Source organism: Paracoccus sp. J39, assembly GCF_000518925.1.
Lineage (GTDB): Bacteria > Pseudomonadota > Alphaproteobacteria > Rhodobacterales > Rhodobacteraceae > Paracoccus.
The window spans coordinates 162,247-179,248 of record NZ_JAEN01000002.1; the positions used below are offsets into that span (position 1 = coordinate 162,247).

16 protein-coding genes are annotated in these 17,002 nt (G+C 68.6%); 10 read left to right on the top strand and 6 right to left on the bottom strand.

What is annotated here, in order from left to right:
• Nucleotides 1-41 precede the first annotated feature (41 nt).
• Complete coding sequence (locus L632_RS0102755) at nucleotides 42-1,088, bottom strand: alkane 1-monooxygenase (protein WP_028712529.1); 1,047 nt, start codon at nucleotides 1,086-1,088, stop codon at nucleotides 42-44.
• Between the two features lie 123 nt (nucleotides 1,089-1,211).
• On the opposite strand from L632_RS0102755, the gene L632_RS0102760 reads away from it, so the two are divergent.
• On the top strand, nucleotides 1,212-2,501 hold the full coding sequence (locus L632_RS0102760) for a sorbosone dehydrogenase family protein (RefSeq protein WP_028716334.1): 1,290 nt from the start codon (nucleotides 1,212-1,214) through the stop codon (nucleotides 2,499-2,501).
• Here the strand turns inward: L632_RS0102760 and L632_RS0102765 are convergent.
• The 3 genes from L632_RS0102765 to L632_RS0102775 are packed head-to-tail and all read right to left on the bottom strand — an operon-like array spanning nucleotide 2,498 to nucleotide 5,303.
• Nucleotides 2,498-3,817 (bottom strand): anti-phage deoxyguanosine triphosphatase, encoded by a 1,320-nt coding sequence (locus L632_RS0102765; RefSeq protein WP_084648051.1) that lies wholly within the window; start codon nucleotides 3,815-3,817, stop codon nucleotides 2,498-2,500. The two genes, L632_RS0102760 and L632_RS0102765, sit on opposite strands and share 4 nt — an antisense overlap.
• Nucleotides 3,808-4,683, bottom strand: a complete 876-nt coding sequence (locus L632_RS0102770; RefSeq protein ID WP_028716336.1) for a glycosyltransferase family 2 protein — start codon at nucleotides 4,681-4,683, stop codon at nucleotides 3,808-3,810. The genes L632_RS0102765 and L632_RS0102770 overlap by 10 nt, the downstream gene beginning before the upstream one ends.
• Nucleotides 4,680-5,303, bottom strand: coding sequence for a hypothetical protein (locus L632_RS0102775; RefSeq protein ID WP_028716337.1), 624 nt, complete (start codon nucleotides 5,301-5,303; stop codon nucleotides 4,680-4,682). Before L632_RS0102775 ends, L632_RS0102770 begins: the two co-directional genes overlap by 4 nt.
• A 234-nt stretch (nucleotides 5,304-5,537) precedes the next feature.
• Between L632_RS0102775 and infC the strand changes: the two genes are divergently transcribed.
• The 6 genes from infC to L632_RS21995 all read left to right on the top strand — a co-directional run bounded on the left by infC (nucleotide 5,538) and on the right by L632_RS21995 (nucleotide 11,138).
• A complete protein-coding gene (gene infC / locus L632_RS0102780; protein ID WP_028712654.1) occupies nucleotides 5,538-6,077 on the top strand; it encodes a translation initiation factor IF-3 in 540 nt (179 codons plus the stop codon).
• Nucleotides 6,078-6,089: 12 nt separating this feature from the next.
• Complete coding sequence (gene dut, locus L632_RS0102785) at nucleotides 6,090-6,551, top strand: dUTP diphosphatase (RefSeq protein ID WP_028712534.1); 462 nt, start codon at nucleotides 6,090-6,092, stop codon at nucleotides 6,549-6,551.
• Nucleotides 6,552-6,555: 4 nt separating this feature from the next.
• A complete protein-coding gene (locus L632_RS0102790) occupies nucleotides 6,556-7,608 on the top strand; it encodes a molybdopterin-synthase adenylyltransferase MoeB (protein ID WP_028716338.1) in 1,053 nt (350 codons plus the stop codon).
• Between the two features lie 33 nt (nucleotides 7,609-7,641).
• Nucleotides 7,642-9,678 carry a M3 family metallopeptidase gene (locus tag L632_RS0102795; protein WP_028716339.1) on the top strand — a complete coding sequence of 679 codons (2,037 nt, stop codon included), beginning with the start codon at nucleotides 7,642-7,644 and terminating at the stop codon, nucleotides 9,676-9,678.
• Nucleotides 9,679-9,695: 17 nt separating this feature from the next.
• Entirely contained in the window at nucleotides 9,696-10,130 is a 435-nt protein-coding gene (locus L632_RS0102800; RefSeq protein WP_028712537.1) for a hypothetical protein, read from the top strand.
• 231 nt (nucleotides 10,131-10,361) lie between these two features.
• Complete coding sequence (locus L632_RS21995; protein WP_036697119.1) at nucleotides 10,362-11,138, top strand: hypothetical protein; 777 nt, start codon at nucleotides 10,362-10,364, stop codon at nucleotides 11,136-11,138.
• A gap of 22 nt (nucleotides 11,139-11,160) precedes the next feature.
• On the opposite strand, the gene L632_RS0102810 is transcribed toward L632_RS21995, so the two are convergent.
• Nucleotides 11,161-11,763: an SH3 domain-containing protein gene (locus L632_RS0102810; protein WP_028712538.1), complete on the bottom strand. Its 603-nt coding sequence runs from the start codon at nucleotides 11,761-11,763 to the stop codon at nucleotides 11,161-11,163.
• Nucleotides 11,764-11,854: 91 nt separating this feature from the next.
• Here L632_RS0102810 and L632_RS0102815 point away from each other — a divergent pair, with 91 nt between their 5' ends.
• From L632_RS0102815 to L632_RS22000, 3 genes are all read left to right on the top strand, one after another.
• Nucleotides 11,855-12,865, top strand: coding sequence for a D-glycerate dehydrogenase (locus tag L632_RS0102815; protein WP_036697122.1), 1,011 nt, complete (start codon nucleotides 11,855-11,857; stop codon nucleotides 12,863-12,865).
• Nucleotides 12,866-13,025: 160 nt separating this feature from the next.
• On the top strand, nucleotides 13,026-15,521 hold the full coding sequence (locus tag L632_RS0102820; RefSeq protein WP_028716340.1) for an FAD-dependent oxidoreductase: 2,496 nt from the start codon (nucleotides 13,026-13,028) through the stop codon (nucleotides 15,519-15,521).
• 190 nt (nucleotides 15,522-15,711) lie between these two features.
• Nucleotides 15,712-16,263 carry a hypothetical protein gene (locus tag L632_RS22000; RefSeq protein WP_051416188.1) on the top strand — a complete coding sequence of 184 codons (552 nt, stop codon included), beginning with the start codon at nucleotides 15,712-15,714 and terminating at the stop codon, nucleotides 16,261-16,263.
• A 243-nt stretch (nucleotides 16,264-16,506) separates the two neighbouring features.
• On the opposite strand, the gene L632_RS0102830 is transcribed toward L632_RS22000, so the two are convergent.
• Nucleotides 16,507-17,001 (bottom strand): DUF2244 domain-containing protein, encoded by a 495-nt coding sequence (locus tag L632_RS0102830; protein ID WP_028712541.1) that lies wholly within the window; start codon nucleotides 16,999-17,001, stop codon nucleotides 16,507-16,509.
• Nucleotide 17,002 lies beyond the last annotated feature (1 nt).

Genomic DNA, 17,002 nt, shown 5'->3' on the forward strand with positions numbered 1-17,002 from the left:
AAATACCCAAGGGCGGCGCCACCCGCGCCGCCCTTGCCCGTTCAGCCCCGCATCCGCATGACCCGCCGGTCCATGACCCGCCGCCAGATCCGCGGCCACATGGCAAGGGCCGCCATCACCGGCAGCGACCAGGGCAGCATCGGCCGCGGTTTCCCGGCCCGCTCCAGCCGCAGCGCCGGATAGGCGCGGCCGGGATGGGCGTGGTGGTCGGAATGGCGCGGCGCATTCACCATCATCAGCGAGGACAGGAAATGCGGCGCGTCCCAGCTGTGGCGCGGTCCGACCGGCTCATAGCGCCCGTCCGCGCGCCGGGCGCGCTCCAGCCCGTAATGCTGGACGTAATCGGCCAGCATCATCTGCATCTGCGCATAAAGGCAAAGCCCCAGGTACCAGCCCAGCCCGGCAGGGCCCAAGACCAGCAGCACCACCGTACAGCAGGCCAGCCCGCCGCCGATCCAGACCAGATAGGGGTTCGGCCGGCCGGGCCTGGCCGCCGACAGCGCCCGTTCGGCCGCCAGCCCGGCGCGGAACGATCCGGCCCAGGCGCGCGGGAAGAAATGCCAGAAGCTCTCGCCCAGCCGGGCCGTGTTCGGGTCCAGCGGCGTCGCGACATGGCGGTGATGCACCAGCCGATGCGCCGAGCTGTGATGACCGAAGAGCAGCGTCACATAGACCGCCGCGCCCAGCCGGAACAGCGCGCGCGAACCGCGATGGATCAGCTCGTGCGCGTTCGAGTTCGAGACCTGGCCGAAGAACAGCCCCAGCCCCAGGAACAGGGCGATGCGCGAGGCCATGCCCAGCTCCGGCTGCAGCAGCGCGGCCAGCCCGCCCGCCAGCAGCAGGAAATGCAGCAGCGCCAGCAGCACCGACAGCAGGTCGGTCCCGGGCGGTGCCTCGTCGCGGCCGGGATCGGCGAAGCCGCGCGCGATCACCGTGTCGACGATCTGGCTGGCCCCGCCCATCCAGATCAGCGCCGCCCAGATCCACGGCCCCCCGAACAGGCAAGCCGCGGCCAGTAGCAGGCCGGGCAGCAGGGCGAAAAGCGCGAAGGCCGGGACCGAGGCCGGTCTGTCGAAGGGAGCGGGCATGGCGGCACCAGTTTTTCGCGCCTATAGCCGGTTTTTGCCCGCCGGACCACCGGGACGTGCATTCGGGGATTGACCCTTGCCGTCCCGCGGCTAGCCTTGTTGGCGCAAACAGGAAGGAAACCCATGGATTTTCTGGCGAAGGCGACGGCATTCGTGGGCGGCGCGATGGTGCTGGTGCGACGCATGGGCGCACCCCGGACGGCCGCCTTCGGCAGCAGCCCGGCGATCCCCGAGGCGAAGAAACAGGGCATCATGACCCTGAAGATGCCCACCGCGCGGGGCTGGGCGCCGGGACAGCTGCCCAAGGCCGCGCCCGGCCTGCGCGTCAACGCCTTCGCCCGCGAACTGCAGCATCCGCGCTGGATCGAGGTGCTGCCCAATGGCGACGTGCTGGTGGCCGAGGCGCTGCAAGAGGCGAGCCCGCCGAAATCGCTGCTCGACCGCGCCGCGCAGGCCACCATGCGCCGCGCCCGGGCGCTGGGAACCAGCGCCAACCGCATCACGCTGTGGCGCGACAGCGACGGCGACGGCGTGGCCGAAACGCGCGAGGTCTTCCTGGAAGGCCAGCGCCAGCCCTTCGGCATGGCCCTGGTCGGTGACACCTTCTTCGTCGGCAATACCGACGGCATCGTGGCCTTCGCCTACGAGCCGGGCGCGACCCGCCTCGACGGGCCGGGCCGGCGGCTGGTCGAGTTCAAGCCCGGCGGCCACTGGACGCGCAGCCTGATCGTCTCGCCCGACCGCAAGCGGCTTTATTGCGGCGTCGGCTCGCTGACCAATATCGCCGACGAAGGCATGGAGGCCGAGGAAGGCCGCGCCGCTATCTGGGAGCTGGATCTGGAAACCGGCAAGGCCCGCATCTTCGCCTCGGGTCTGCGTAACCCGGTCGGCATGGCCTGGGAGCCCATGACCGGCGCGCTCTGGACCGTGGTGAACGAGCGCGACGGGCTGGGGGACGAGACGCCGCCCGACTACCTGACCTCGGTGCAGGAAGGCGGTTTCTACGGCTGGCCCTATTGCTATTGGGGCCGGACCGTGGACGACCGCGTGCCGCAGGACCCGGCCGAGGTCGCCCGGGCCCTCACCCCCGATTACGCCCTGGGCGGGCATACCGCGTCGCTCGGCCTGTGCTGGATGCCCGAGGGCACGCTGCCGGGCTTTCCGGACGGCATGGTGATCGGCCAGCACGGGTCCTGGAACCGCTCGACGCTGTCAGGCTACAAGCTGATCTTCGTGCCCTTCCGGGACGGCCGCCCCTCGGGGCCGCCGCGCGACATCCTCTGGGGCTTCCTGTCCGAGGACGAGAAATATTCCTATGGCCGCCCGGTCGGCGTTGCCATTGGCCCGGACGGCAGGTCGCTTCTGATGGCCGATGACGTGGGCGACGTGATCTGGCGGGTCAGCGCCGCCTAGAGCCGGTCGAAGACCGAACCCATGCGCGGCGCGAACAGCCGCTCATAGGTCCGCAGCAAGGCGGTGTCGGTCATGGCGGCGACGCAATCGCAGATGATGCGCAGGCCGTTGCCGCTTTCGCCCTCGGCCTCGGCGAAGCGCGCCCGCCATTCGCCGGGCAGCAGCCGTTCGGGGTCCGAGCGCAGCGCCTCGAAGACCTCGACCACCATCGCCTGGCCCTTGAATTCCAGCTGCTGCACTCCGGCGCTGCGGATCACCCGGTCGAAGATGAAACCCTTCAGCGCACCCAGGAGGCGGCGCGGCGTCTCGGCCAGCTCGACGCGATGGCGCAGCAGCGGCTCGCGGAAGCCGGGCTCCTCGCGGAAGCGGACGGCGCCGATGAAATGATGCACCAGCGCGCCGATGCAGCTCTTGCGGGCCGCAGGCGGGCCGAACAGCTGCGCCATCAATCCGCCATGGTCGAAGGCGTCGGCGAGTTCCGGCGTCACCGCGGCGCGGAATTCCTCGGCCGAGACCAGCCCCAGCGCGACGGCGTCCTCGAGGTCGTGGACGCCATAGGCGATGTCGTCGGCCACATCCATGATGCTGCAATCCAGCGACTTGTGCAGCGTCGCGGCATGGCCGCCGGCCCGCGGCCGGACCGCGACAAAGCGCAGCCGGTCCTCGGGGACGAGCGGGGCAAGGATCCAGTCCACCACGCCCGTCTCGCCGTCGAGATGGCATTTCGGCGGCGTCGAGGCCGCCGCGTCGATGCTGCGCAGCACCGAGAGCGTGTCGTGCAGGCGCGGGCGCAGCGCCGGGTTCTGCAGCCGCGACCAGCTTGCGGGATATTTCAGCACCCCCAGCAGGCTGCGGCGCGTCAGGTTCACGCCGGGCTCGGGCGCCGCATCGGCCGGTTGCGCCAGCAGGCGCAGGGTCTGGCCGTTGCCCTCGAAGCCGCCGGCATCGCGCATGCACCAGTTCAGCGCCACCTCGCCGCCATGGCCGAAGGGCGGATGGCCCAGGTCATGCGCGCAGGCGATGGCCTGGATCATGCTGCGGCCGGGCAGGGCGGCCGTGGCGGGATGGTGGGGGAATGTCCCCTGCAATTGCTGGACCAGCCCGCCGGCGATCTGCGCCACCTCCAGCGAATGGGTCAGGCGGGTGCGGTAGAAATCGCTGTCGCCCAGGTTCAGGATCTGCGTCTTGCCCTGCAGCCGGCGAAACCCGGCGGAATGGATGACGCGGGCATAATCCACGTCGCCCTCGTCGCGGAAATCGTCGGCGGGGCGGCGGCGGGCCTCGCGCCGGGTCAGCCAGGCGGGGTCTAGAACCACTGGCCCGGCTCCATCAGGCCCAGGTCCATCAGCTGTTGCGAATTCCAGCGGAAGGGATGCGAGTTCCGCCAGCGGAAGGTCTGGATATGCCCGCGCGAGCCGGGGTTCTTCGCCAGCGCCTTGGCCACCCGGAAGGACGCGATGGCCGCCGTCAGGTTGTTGTGCCAGGGGCAGGCATAGGTGTTGTATTCCTCGACGTTGAAGCGATGGTCGGGCAGCAGCCGCAGCCCGGGCTGGCTGCGGAACAGCGCGATCCGGTCGATGCGGCGGCGGTCGGGCGGCATGTGCTCCTCGAACCGCCAGCGCAGCCCGCCGTGGAAGTCCAGCTGCCGCTCCTTGTGCCGGCCCTCGCGGTCCGTGCGGCCGAGCGCGTAATAGCCGGTGCGGTCGAACATCGCCTCGTTCAGGCTGACCGCGTCGGGGAAACGCTCCAGGTCCGGGGCGTAGAGGTCGACGACATAGGTCAGCATGGCCCGCCGGCGCTCTTCGGCGTGAAAGGCCAGCATCTCGCCCACGGTGCGGCTTTCCGAAAACGGATAGAACAGGAATTCCGCATTATAGCCATAGTAAAGCCAGGTATCGATCGGCGCCGCCTCGATCAGCGCATTGACCGCCGCGACATGGGCACGTCCGCGCCGGGAATCGTGGCGCAGGTTGACGATCCTTTCGCCGCCGCCGTCGGGGATGGCATGGGCGGGCAGCGGTTCGGGCGACAGCGCCAGGATCAGCTTGAACCCGGCCTTGAGGTGATGCGCCAGCGTCTGCTGCAGGACCGCCTCGTCCTCGACCAGCAAAAGCGCGATCGGCCCCTTGGCCAGCCTGTCGCGCGCGCTTCTGAGGAAATCGTCCAGGCCGGGAAAGCTCATGGCAGGGCGGCCCTGATCTGCTCAAGCGCCTGCGCCAGCGCCGCCGGGTCCTCCTGGGCGGCGCGGTCCAGCAGGGCGGCCAGCGCCGCCTTGCGTTCGTCCGAGAGCGCCGATGCGTCGATGATGGCGCGCACACGGGCGGCGTCGAAGCCCTGCGGGGTCAGGGCGGCGTCGATCCCGGCCGCCTCGCCGGCGGCGCTGCCGGCCTCGCGCGTGGCCATGGCGGCCTCGCGGGCGGCGGTCCCGGCGGCGATGGCTGCGGCCTCGGCCTGTTCCGGCGTGGCGCTGGCGGTGGCCGCGGCATCCGCGGCGCGGTCGGCGGCGGCGATGGCCGCTTCGGCTGCGGCCTCGGCCTGCTCGGCGGCAGAGCCGGCTGGGCCGACTGCCGCCTGCTCGGCCGCAGCCGAGGCCTCGGCCGCCGCATCGGTGGCGATGGCTGCCGCGTCGGCAGCGGCATCGGCAGCGGCATTGGCCTTGTCCTGCGCAGCGCTCTGCTCGGGCGCGGGCGGCGGCGCTTCGGGCGCGGTTGCGGTCGGCCGGGCCAGGTGGCCGCCGTTCCAGAGCCAAAGCCCGCCAAGCGCCAGGGCAAGAATCACGATCACGGCCAGGATTTTCTGCATCGGTTTCTCCGTCAGGGCTGCGGCGCCTCACGCCCTCTATGCCATGCCGTTGCAGGGGGGAAAAGCGTCCCGGCGGCGCCGGCGCGGGCCGGACGCGGGGGCGCGGGTCAACCGACGCGCGAAACTGGGGCGGGGGTCGGCAAACCTTGCTCCGCCCCATCGAATCCGGTTGAAAATGCGCCTGCGCAGGACTATTTAACCGCGCGAAACCCCGGCAATACAAGGAAGACAGCCATAGCCCGCAGACCGCATAACGCTCCGCCCCCCCGTGACACCGGCCCCCGCGTCAACGAGCGCATCCGAGTCGCCGAAATCCGCCTGATCGGTCCCGAAGGCGAGAATATCGGTGTCGTGACACCCGCCCGCGGTCTGGAGCTTGCACAGGAAGCCGGGCTGGATCTTGTCGAGATCTCGCCGAATGCCACGCCCCCGGTCTGCAAGATCATGGACCTGGGCAAGTTCAAGTATGAACAGCAAAAGCGCGAGGCCGAGGCCCGCAAGAAGCAGAAGATCATCGAGATCAAGGAGATCAAGTTCCGTCCCGGGACCGATACCCATGATTACGACGTCAAGATGCGCTCGGTGATGAAGTTCCTGGCCGAGGGCGACAAGGTCAAGATCACCCTGCGCTTCCGGGGCCGCGAAATGGCGCACCAGCAATTGGGGCTCGAGCTTCTGAACCGCGTCGCCGCCGATATCGGCGAGGCGGGCAAGGTCGAATCGATGCCCAAGCTGGAAGGGCGCCAGATGATCATGATGATCTCGCCGAAATAAGGGGGCTCTGGGATGGCTGCCGAGGTGACGATTCTGGTTCTGCGCGAACCGGGCGCCGACCCGGCGCTGCCCCTTCCCGAATACCAGACCCCGGGCGCGGCCGGTGCCGACCTGCGCGCCGATCTGGGCGGGGGCGAGCTGGTGCTCGATCCCGGCCAGATCCGACTGGTGCCGACCGGCCTGCGCGTGCAGATCCCCGAAGGCTACGAGATGCAGGTCCGCCCGCGCTCCAGCCTGGCGCTGAAGCACGGGGTGACCCTGCCCAACACCCCCGGCACCATCGACAGCGACTATCGCGGGCCGCTGGGAGTGATCATGATCAACCTCGGCCCGCTGCCCTATACCGTCCACCATGGCGAGCGCATCGCCCAGGCCGTCGTCGCCCCGGTGACCCGAGCCGCCTGGGTCGCGGCCGAGGCGCTGGAGGAGACCGCGCGCGGCGAAGGCGGCTTCGGCTCGACCGGGCGGGCCTGAGCCTGTGCTGATCCTTGCCCTCATGCTCGCCGTGCTGGTCGCGGCGCGCCTGCTCGGCTGGCCGGACTGGCGCGGCTGGGCCGGCGTGGCGGCGCTGTGGCTGGCGGCCATCGCGGCCCTGGTGCTGGCGCCCGGCAGCGCGGCCGCGCGCCTGGTCGGCGGCGATGCCCGTCTCTGGGCGCTGAGCGGCGGCGTGGTGGCGCTGGTGCTGGGCTATCGCCTGCTGCTGCGGCAACTGCATCGCCGCGCCGTCCCCCTGCCCGAATCCCCGCAACCGCCCCCGCAATCCGGCCCGCTGTCCGATCCTGAACTGGACCGCTATGCCCGCCATATCGTGCTGCGCGAGCTGGGCGGGCCGGGACAGGCGGCGCTGAAGCGCGCCCGCGTGCTGGTCGTCGGCGCGGGTGGGCTGGGGGCGCCGGTCTGCCTGTATCTGGCGGCGGCCGGCGTCGGGCGGATCACCGTCGCCGACGACGATCGCGTCGGCCTGTCGAACCTACAGCGGCAGGTGATCTTCCGCAGCGCCGACGACGGCCGTCCCAAGGCCGAGGCGGCGCGCGATGCGATGCTGGCGCTGAATCCGCATGTCGCGGTCGCGGCGCTGAACCGCCGCATCACCGAAGCGGATGCCGCACTGGTCGCCGAGCACGACTTGGTGCTGGACGGCACCGACACATTCGCCTCGCGGGTCGCGGTGAACGCGGCCTGCGTCGCGGCGGGCGTGCCGCTGGTGGCCGGCGCCATCGCGCAATGGGAGGGGCAGGTGACGGTCTGGGATCCCAGCAACGGCGCCCCCTGCATGACCTGCATCTTCCCCCAGGCGCCGGCGCCGGGCCTCGCGCCGGCCTGCGCCGAGGCGGGCGTCGTCGGGCCGTTGCCGGGCGTCGTTGGCAGCCTGATGGCGCTGGAGGCGGTCAAGCTGATCGCAGGCAGCGGCGAGCCCCTGCGCGGCCGCATGCTGATCTTTGACGGGCTCTATGGCGAGAATCGGCTGATGAAGATCGCGCGACGCGCCGATTGCCCGACCTGCGGCTCTGGACATTTCCGCGCAGGCTGAAACACTCGCGGCCAACCGGAAAAGGAGGCTCGCATGAACCCCGAACTGACGCATTGGACCGGCCCCCTGGGCCTGCCGCGTTTCGACCTGATCCGCGACGAGGATTTCGACCCGGCCTTCGATGCCTGCCTGAAACTGGCCGAAGAGGCGGTCGAGGCCATCGCCGCCAATCCCGAGCCGCCCAGCTTCGGCAATACCGTCGCCGCGCTTGAAACCGCCGAGGAGCCGCTGAACCGGCTTTGCGCCGTCTTCTTCACCCTGACCGGGGTGGATTCCAACCCGGCGCGCGAGGATCTGCAGCGCCGGATCGCCCCGCGTCTGGCCGCGCATGGCAGCAAGGTCAGCATGGACCCGCGGCTGTTCGACCGGGTCGAGGCGGTGATGCAGGATGCCGACGAGCTGTCGCCCGAGGACCGCCGCCTGACCGAGCTGACCCTGCGCGGGCTGCGCCGGGCCGGCGCGGGCCTGACCGGCGCGGCGCGCGAGCGCATGATGGCGATCCGCGAACGGCTGGCGGTGCTGTCCACCGAATTCGCCCAGAACGTGCTGACGGACGAGCGCGACTTCGTCATGGCCATGGCCGACGACCAGCTGGCCGGCCTGCCGGACTGGCTGGTCCGCGCCATGCGGGCGGCGGCGCGCGAACGCGGGATGCCGGGGCAGGTGGTGACGCTGAACCGCTCGCTGATCGTGCCCTTCCTGGAATATTCCGAGGAACGCGCCCTGCGCGAGGCTGCCTGGCGGGCCTGGACCGCGCGCGGTTCCGGCCAGGGCGCGGGCGGGGCCGCGACGGACAACCGCCCCATCGCCGCCGAGATCCTGCAATTGCGCCACGAGCGCGCCCGGCTTCTGGGCTATGCGGATTTCGCCAGCTACAAGCTGGAGCCCGAGATGGCGAAGACGGCCGAAAACGTCGAGGCGCTGCTGACCGAGGTCTGGGCCGCCGCCAGGGCCCGGGTCGAGGCCGATGCCGCCCGGCTGACCGAGATGCTGCGCGAGGACGGGGTGAACGGCGCGCTGGAGCCCTGGGACTGGCGCTTCTACGCCGAGCGGCGGCGCAAGGCCGAGCACGATCTGGACGAGGCCGAGGTCAAGCCCTACCTGACGCTGGAGGCCATGCTCGGCGCGGTCTTCGACACGGCCCAGCGGCTGTTCGGCATCGAGATGCGCGAGTTCGAGGCGCCGCTCTGGTCGCCCGAGGCTCGGGCCTGGGAGGTGACGCGCGACGGCCGGCGCCTCGCCGTCTTCGTCGGCGATTACTTCGCCCGGCCCAGCAAGCGTTCGGGCGCCTGGTGTTCCTCGCTGCAGCAGCAGCACAAGATCGGCGGCGGGCAGCGCCCCATCGTCACCAATATCTGCAACTTCACCCCGCCCGAGGCGGATGGCCAGCCGGCCTATCTGTCCTGGGACGATGCGCATACGCTGTTCCACGAATTCGGCCACGCGCTGCATCACATCCTGTCGGACGTGACCTGGCCCTCGATGTCGGGCACCTCGGTCGCGCGGGATTTCGTCGAATTGCCCAGCCAGCTGTTCGAGCATTGGCTGGAACAGCCCGAGGTGCTGGACCGCCACGCCCGCCATGCCGAGACCGGCGCGCCGCTGCCTGCCGATCTGCGCGACCGCATCCTGGCGGCGCGCAATGCCGATCAGGGTTTCGCCACGACCGAATATCTGGAAAGCGCGCTGGTCGATCTGGCCTTCCATCGCGGCGCGCCGCCTGCCGACCCCATGGCGCGGCAGGCCGAGGTGCTGGCCGATCTGGGCGCGCCCGCGGCTGTTCCGATGCGCCACGCCACGCCGCATTTCGCGCATGTGTTTTCCGGCGACGGCTACAGCGCCGGCTATTACAGCTACATGTGGTCCGAGGTGATGGATGCGGACGCTTTCGAGGCTTTCCTGGAAAAGGGCGACGCCTTCGACCCGGAAACCGCGCGGCGGCTGGAGCAATGGATTCTTTCCAAAGGCGATTCTTTGCCGGCCGACGAACTTTGGTTGAAATTCAGGGAACGAAAACCGGGGGTTCACGCTTTGTTGAAAGGACGCGGCCTTCTGGCCGAGACCGGCTGACAACAAGGGAGACCACCATGATTTTCCGCAAACCGCTTTTCGCCGTGGCCGCGGTGGCCACGCTGGGCATCGTCGCGGCCTGCGACCAGACCGCCCCCGCCAATCCCGAACCCACGCCAGGCCCAATCGCGCAGAGCAATGCGCTGAACGGCACCTACAACCTGCTGGAATCGAATTGCGGCGACGTCGCCAGCGACAAGAGCCTGGTGATCGACGGCAACAAGTTCATCTTCCCGGGTTCGACCTGCACCGTGGCGAATTCCGAACAGCAGGTGAACCGCACCCGCGTGACGCTGTCCTGCGACGGCTCGCCGAGCGGCGGCAACCGGGTCGTCGACCTGCAGCTCCGGCCCGGCGTGCTGCGGCTGACCGAGGATTCGATCACCCTGACCTATCACCAATGCATGCGGGCCACCGCCAGCAGCGATTCGCTGGTCGGCCAGACGATGTAAGGTCGTTCGCGGCCTCTCGACCGGCCGCCCCCCCCGCGGGGCGGCCTTCCTTGCGCCGATCTTGCAACCGCAAGGGGCGCCGCCACGGCCCCCGACGCGGATAAGGCGGTGTCGGCCCGTATATTCCGGCAGGAGGACGCGAATTCCTTGCTGGGCCGGCCGCGCGCACCCTATCCTTTCCCCGAGCAGACGTGAGGAGAATTCCCGGCAATCGGTCAACAGGGGAAAGACATGGCGGTTTCCAACGTGGTCTCGATGAAAAGTGTCGACGAGGTGCCGATCGACAAGATGGGGCTCGAGCATTATTTCGTGAATTACGAAAGATATATCGGCCCTCTCAGGCATCAGCCGCTGAGATTCATGGAATTGGGCATTGCCCGCGGCGATTCGCTGAAATACTGGGAAACCTGGCTGCCCCATGCCGAAATCACCGGGTTGGACATCAATCCCTGCGACGCCCGTTTCGACAGCGGCCGGGTGCGCTGCTATGTCGGCGAGCAGCAGGACAAGGCGCTGCTGGACCGCATCGCGGCCGAGCGTGCGCCCGAGGGTTTCGACATCATCATCGACGACGCCTCGCATGTCGGGCAATTGTCCCGCATCTGTTTCTGGCATCTCTTTGAAAACCACCTCAAGCCGGGCGGATATTATTTCATCGAGGATTGGGGCACCGGATATTGGCCGCAATATCCGGACGGGAAGCATTATCGCCCCCACCCGCCGGAGCTTTCCGCCCATGAAAGGCTGCTTGACCGGCTGCACAAATCGGGGCTGGTGCAGGCGGTCTATCCGCTGCGCAAGGCGACCGGCTGGATGCGCTGGAATCTGGTGCGGCGGCGCTTCCACGGCCACGACCGCGGCATGGTCGGTTTCGTCAAGGAACTGGTCGACGAATGCGGGGCCGAGGACATGACCCATCCGAGTTTCGGCACCGGCACGCCGCGCGCCTCGCGTTTCGACTGGATGCGCATCTCGCTGGGGCATGTGGTGATCCGCAAGGCCGGCTGAGCGGCGGCGGTCCGCGGCCCGGTCAGTCGCGGATCTCGTCCGCGTCCACGCCCCAGATCGCGGTCTTGGGCACCCAGCCCTTTTCGCCGCCGCCCGAGACCCGGCACCAGTCGACGGTGCATTCATGCAGCCGCACGATCGCCCCCGCCTCGGCCCGCGCCACCACGTTGCCGCGCGGATCGGGCCGCGCCAGCAGATCCAGCATGTCCTTGGTCACGATGGCGGTGCGCACGCCCGACAGCAGCGAATAATGCACCCAGCCGCCGGCGCCGTCCTGATCCTCGACCCGGCGCCAATGGCCGAACTCGGCCACCACGCGCAGCGGCATGCCGGCATGGCGGAACACCCAGTCGATGCGATGCGACAGGCTGGGGCCGCGCCGGGCATTGCCCTCGCCGCCCTTCAGGCTGACATAGCGCGGCAGCGGCAGGTTGGTCACCGACCCGCGGTTGGGGTCGCGCTTGCCGTCCTGATGGCGACTGATCGCCGCATCGGCGGAAACCCCGGGCACCTGCCTGGCGTCCAGGTTCTCGCCCGGATCGGTGGTTTGCGCCAGCGTTGCCGCCCCGAGACACGTCGCCGCCGCCAATATCGCGGCGCCGAGCCAGGCCTGTCCTTGCTTCATCTGCCCGTCCTGCTTGTTCGGGGTCTTGTGCCTGCCCCGCATCGCGGGCACTTTGCCAAAAGCCGCCCGGCTTTGGAAGAGAGGAGCGACCATGCCAGCCGTCCAAGCGACCGATCCGACCCGCTCGCGCCTTAAAGTTACCGTGACCCGCCGCCTGCCCGAGGCGGTCGAGACCCGGATGTCCGAGCTTTTCGACGTGTCGCTGAACGCCGACGACCGCAAGATGAGTCGCGACGAGCTGGTCGCTGCCATGCGCGTCTCGGACGTGCTGGTGCCGACGGTGACGGACCATATCGACGCCGCCATGCTGGCCCAGGCGGGCGAGAAGCTGAAGCTGATCGCCAATTACGGCGCCGGCGTGGACCATATCGACGTCCATTCCGCCCGCCAGCGCGGCATCCTGGTCACCAACACGCCCGGCGTGGTGACCGAGGACACGGCGGATGTGGTCATGGCGCTGATCCTGGGCGTGACCCGCCGCCTGCCCGAGGGCATGGCCGAGATGCAGGCCGGCCGCTGGAAGGGCTGGTCGCCGACCGCGCATCTGGGCGGGCGGCTGGGCGGCCGGCGCCTGGGCATCCTCGGCATGGGACGTATCGGCCAGGCGGTGGCGCGGCGCGCCAATGTCTTCGGCATGCAGGTGCATTACCACAACCGCCGCCGCCTGCGCCCCGAGATCGAGGCCGAGCTGCAGGCCACCTATTGGGAAAGCCTGGACCAGATGCTGGCGCGCATGGACATCATCTCGGTGAACGCGCCGCATACGCCCTCGACCTTCCACCTGCTGAATGCGCGGCGGCTGAAGCTGCTCAAGCCCTCGGCCGTGGTCATCAACACCTCGCGCGGCGAGGTGATCGACGAGAACGCCCTGACCCGGATGCTGCGCACGGGCGAGATCGCCGGCGCCGGCCTCGACGTTTTCGAGCATGGGCACGAGATCAACCCGCGGCTGCGCGAGCTGCCCAATGTCGTGCTGCTGCCGCATATGGGCTCGGCCACCATCGAGGGCCGCATCGAGATGGGCGAGAAGGTCATCATCAACATCAAGACCTTTGCCGACGGCCACCGGCCGCCAGACTTGGTGGTGCCCTCGATGCTGTGACGATGCGCCCCGGTTTTCCGGGGCGTTTGCTTTCCCGGACCGCCCGGATGCGCCATGTCGTTTTTTGCCAAGAACATGTCGCCGGGAATGCGGGCCCGGCGCGCGGTTCGGGCTCTAATCGGCACAGGTAGCCCATGCGCGGAATAAGGAGTCGCTTGCGATGAAAACCCATGTGAAGGCCCTTGTGGTCGGAGGCGGCGCCGTCGGCTGCGGCATCGCGCTGCATCTGGCGCGTGCGGGCTGGGAGACGATGCTGGTCGAGCGGGACGAGCTGACGGCGGGCTCGACCTGGCATGCCGCGGGCCTGCTGCCGCTGTTCAACATGGGCTATGCGACCAGCCATATTCACGACTATTCGGTCAAGCTCTATGCCGGGCTCGAGGCCGAGACCGGGCTGAACGCCGGCTTTACCCGCTGCGGCAACCTGCGCATGGCGCAGACCGATGCGCGGATGGACGAATACATGCTCTATTCCGCCACCGCCGAGACGGTGGGCATCGAGCATGAATTCCTGACCCCCCAGCAGATCAAGGACCGCTGGCCGCTCGTCCGCACCGAGGACCTGAAGGGCGCGCTGTTCCACCCGACCGACGGCTATATCAACCCCGCCGACGTCACCCAGGCCATGGCGCGAGCCGCGCGCATGGCGGGCGCCAGCATCGAGCGCAAGATCCAGGTCAACGGCTACCGATGGACCGGCGAGGAATGGATCGTCACCTGCGAGAAGATGGTCGAGAAGGGCGGCAACCTGGTCCCCTCGGGCGAGCAGTTCGAGATCCGCGCCGAACATGTCGTGACCGCGACCGGCAACCATGCGCAGCGCACCGCGCGGCTGCTGGGCATCAAGATCCCCGCCATCCCGGTCGAGCACCAGTATATCGTGACCGAGCCCGACCCGGCGCTGGTCAAATGGCGCGCCGAGGGCAACCCCGAGCACCCGGTGCTGCGCGATGCGGACGCCAAATGGTATGTCCGCGAGGAACGCGGCGGCTGGATCCTGGGCCCCTATGAGCGCAATGCCCCGGCGCGCTTCCTCTACGACGTGCCGGAAAGCTTCCGCGCCGACCTGTTCCCGCTGGATCTGGAGCGGATCGAAGAGGAATACATGTCGATGATCCACCGGCTTCCCACCTCGGAAACCGTGGGCCTCAAGGACGATTTCAACGGTCCGATCTGCTACACGCCCGACGGCAACCCGCTGGTCGGCCCGGCGCCCGGCCTGCGCAACATGTGGCTGGCCGAGGGCTTCAGCTTCGGCATCACCGCCGCCGGCGGCACCGGCCATTACCTGGCGCAGATGATGACCGCGGGCGAGGCCGAGATCGACATGGCGAGCCTCGATCCCCGTCGCTTCGGCGGCTGGATGACCACCGAATACGCCGCGCGCAAGAACGAGGAATCCTATGAGCACGTCTTCGTCCTGCACCACCCCGACGAGGAGCGCGAAGCCTGCCGCCCGCTGCGCACCGCGCCCGCCTATGACCGGCAGAAGGAAGCCGGCGCGCAATTCGGCCAGGTGAACGGCTGGGAGCGGCCGAACTATTACGCGCCCGACGGTTTCGACGACCATGCCAGCCGCAGCTTCCGCCGCGGCGGCTGGTGGCAATATGCGAAGGCCGAGGCCGAGGCGATCCGGGGTGCCGCCGGGCTGATCGACGCCTCGGCCTTCGCCAAGCATCGCGTCCATGGCAAGGGTGCGACGGCCTTCCTCGACTGGTTCACCACCAACAAGCTGCCAAAGGTCGGCCGCATCAACCTGACCTATGCGCTGACCGAGGCCGGCACGACGCGGACCGAATACACCATCGTGCGGCTGGCCGAGGACGACTACTACCTGATTTCGGCCGGTGCCTGGGCGGATTACGACGGCGACCACCTGCGCAAGATGGCCGAGGAGATGGAGGGCGAATTCGGCCAGGTGATCGTGCAGGACGTCACCACGCAATGGGGCGTCTTCGCCCTCGCCGGGCCGAACAGCCGCGCCATCCTCAAGGAGCTGGTGCGCGACGCCGACCCCGCGACGGTGCTGGGCAACAAGCGTTTCCCCTGGCTGTCGATGCGCAATATCGAGCTGGGCATGTGCCCCGTCCGCGCCATCCGCGTCGCCTATACCGGCGAGCTGGGCTGGGAGTTGCATCACCCGATCGAGTTCGGCCGCTATCTCTGGGACCAGCTGGTCGCGGCGGGCGAGAAGCACGGGCTGAAGCTGGTCGGCGCCCGCGCCCAGAACTGGCTGCGCCAGGAGAAATCCTATCGCGCCTTCGGCACCGAACTGGGCCGCGACGCGACGCCGCTCGAGGCGGGCCTGGACCGCTTCGTCGATCTGGACAAGGAATTCAACGGCAAGCAGGCGATGCTGGCGAAGGGCATCCGCTCGAAATGCGTGACGCTGCTGATCGACGGGCCGGACGATGCCGACCCCTGGGGCCGCGAGGCGCTTTACACCCCGGAGGGGACCGAGAAGATCGGGCGGCTGACCTCGGGCGGCTGGTCGGCGGCCTTCGGCAAGTCCATCGGCATGGGCTATGTCCGCCCCGATCTGGCCGAGCCGGGCACCCGGCTCAAGCTGCGCATGCAGCGCCAGCTGTGGGACGCGGTGGTGACCGAGGACAGCCCCTACGACCCCGAAAACAAGGTGATCCGGGTGGACGGCTGACCTCCTCCCCAGCCGCCCCAGGAAGAAAGGCCCGCCGCGCGCGGGCCTTTTTTCATCTGGTTGCATCCCCGCGCGGGAAATCCGTCCTATGCCGTTAAAAATTGCGAAGAATTGCGCGAAATGTCCGGTTCTTCCGTGGAATTTTCTCTGCTAGGGGAAAGCCGCCTTCGTGAAGACAATGAGTAGCAATATGAAGATTTCTGGAATTCTGTGCCTTTGCCTGCCGCTTGCCATTTCCGCGGGTTTTGCCCATGCGCAAGACGATTACGGCCAGCGGGGATCGGCCCTGCGCAACACCTTCTATATCGGGGCGGGACGCGCCGACGGCGATGCTCCGCTGGAAAACGACGACACGCCGTTTTCGATTGGCTTCATGCATCAGCGGGCCGACAGCAAACTGATTCTCGGCTTTGATATCGGTCGCGAGGGAACCATGCTCGATTCGACCTGGGGAATGAACGACCGGCCGAAACAGGCGACATCGTATAACTTCCTGATCGGCGGCAATGTGATGGATAACGGGCGTTTCCGCGCGGATGCGGCGCTTTTGCTTGGGGCGCGGGAATCCTTCGCGGATTGTCCCGATTCCTATCTCGGCTATCAGTGCTATGCAGATGCGGAACCGGATACCGACTACAAGGGCAACTTCGGCGCGGTCGTGACCCTGTCCATGCAAAGCTTCACCATCGGCCTGCGCGCGACCGGCGAAAGCACGCAGATCCTGGCAGGTTTCCGGTTCTGACCGCCCGGTGCATCCGATCTGCACCTGAACGGATGTCCGCCCGGGAAGATCCCCGGGCGGTTTCTATTTGCAAGGCGCGTCAATGACAGGGCGCGCGCCCAAGCGCATATATTCCGGACTTGTTGCGCCACCGCATGGCCCGCCGATAGCCGAAAGACGAGTCATTCGCAGGCGGCCGATATGCTGGCGCATATGGATGGTCCTGCCATCGATCCGCCCGAGCGCCTTGGCCCAAGCGCGATGCTAGCCCCGCAACCCGGCCAGCCGCCGCTCCAGTTCGTCCCGTAAGGCCAGCCGTTCTTCGGGCGAGAGGAAGGCGCCCAGCTCGACCTCGCGCTTGCCGTCGGTCAGCACCAGGTAATCCTCGACCGGCCCGCCCGGCCGCAGGCTCGCGCGCACCCAATAGGGGTTGGTCCGCCAGATCCGGTCCTCGCGTCCCGGATCGCTGCGGGTCAGGATGAGCCGGTCGCGGTCGAGCAGCATCACCTCATGCGCGGTGCCATAGCTGCGCCGGATGGCGTGCCACAGCCCCCAGACCGCCAGCGCGGCAAAGGGCAGCAGCCCCCACAGCACCGTGGTACCGACCACCGCCAGCAGGGGCAGCGCCAGCCCGGCGGCGGTCAGGCCGATCACCCAGACGAAGCCGCGCCGCGGCAACGAGCGATGCGGCCAGACTTCCAGCCGATAGGAAACGGCCCCGGAATCCTCCGGGGCCGTATCATGCCATGCATAGGGCATC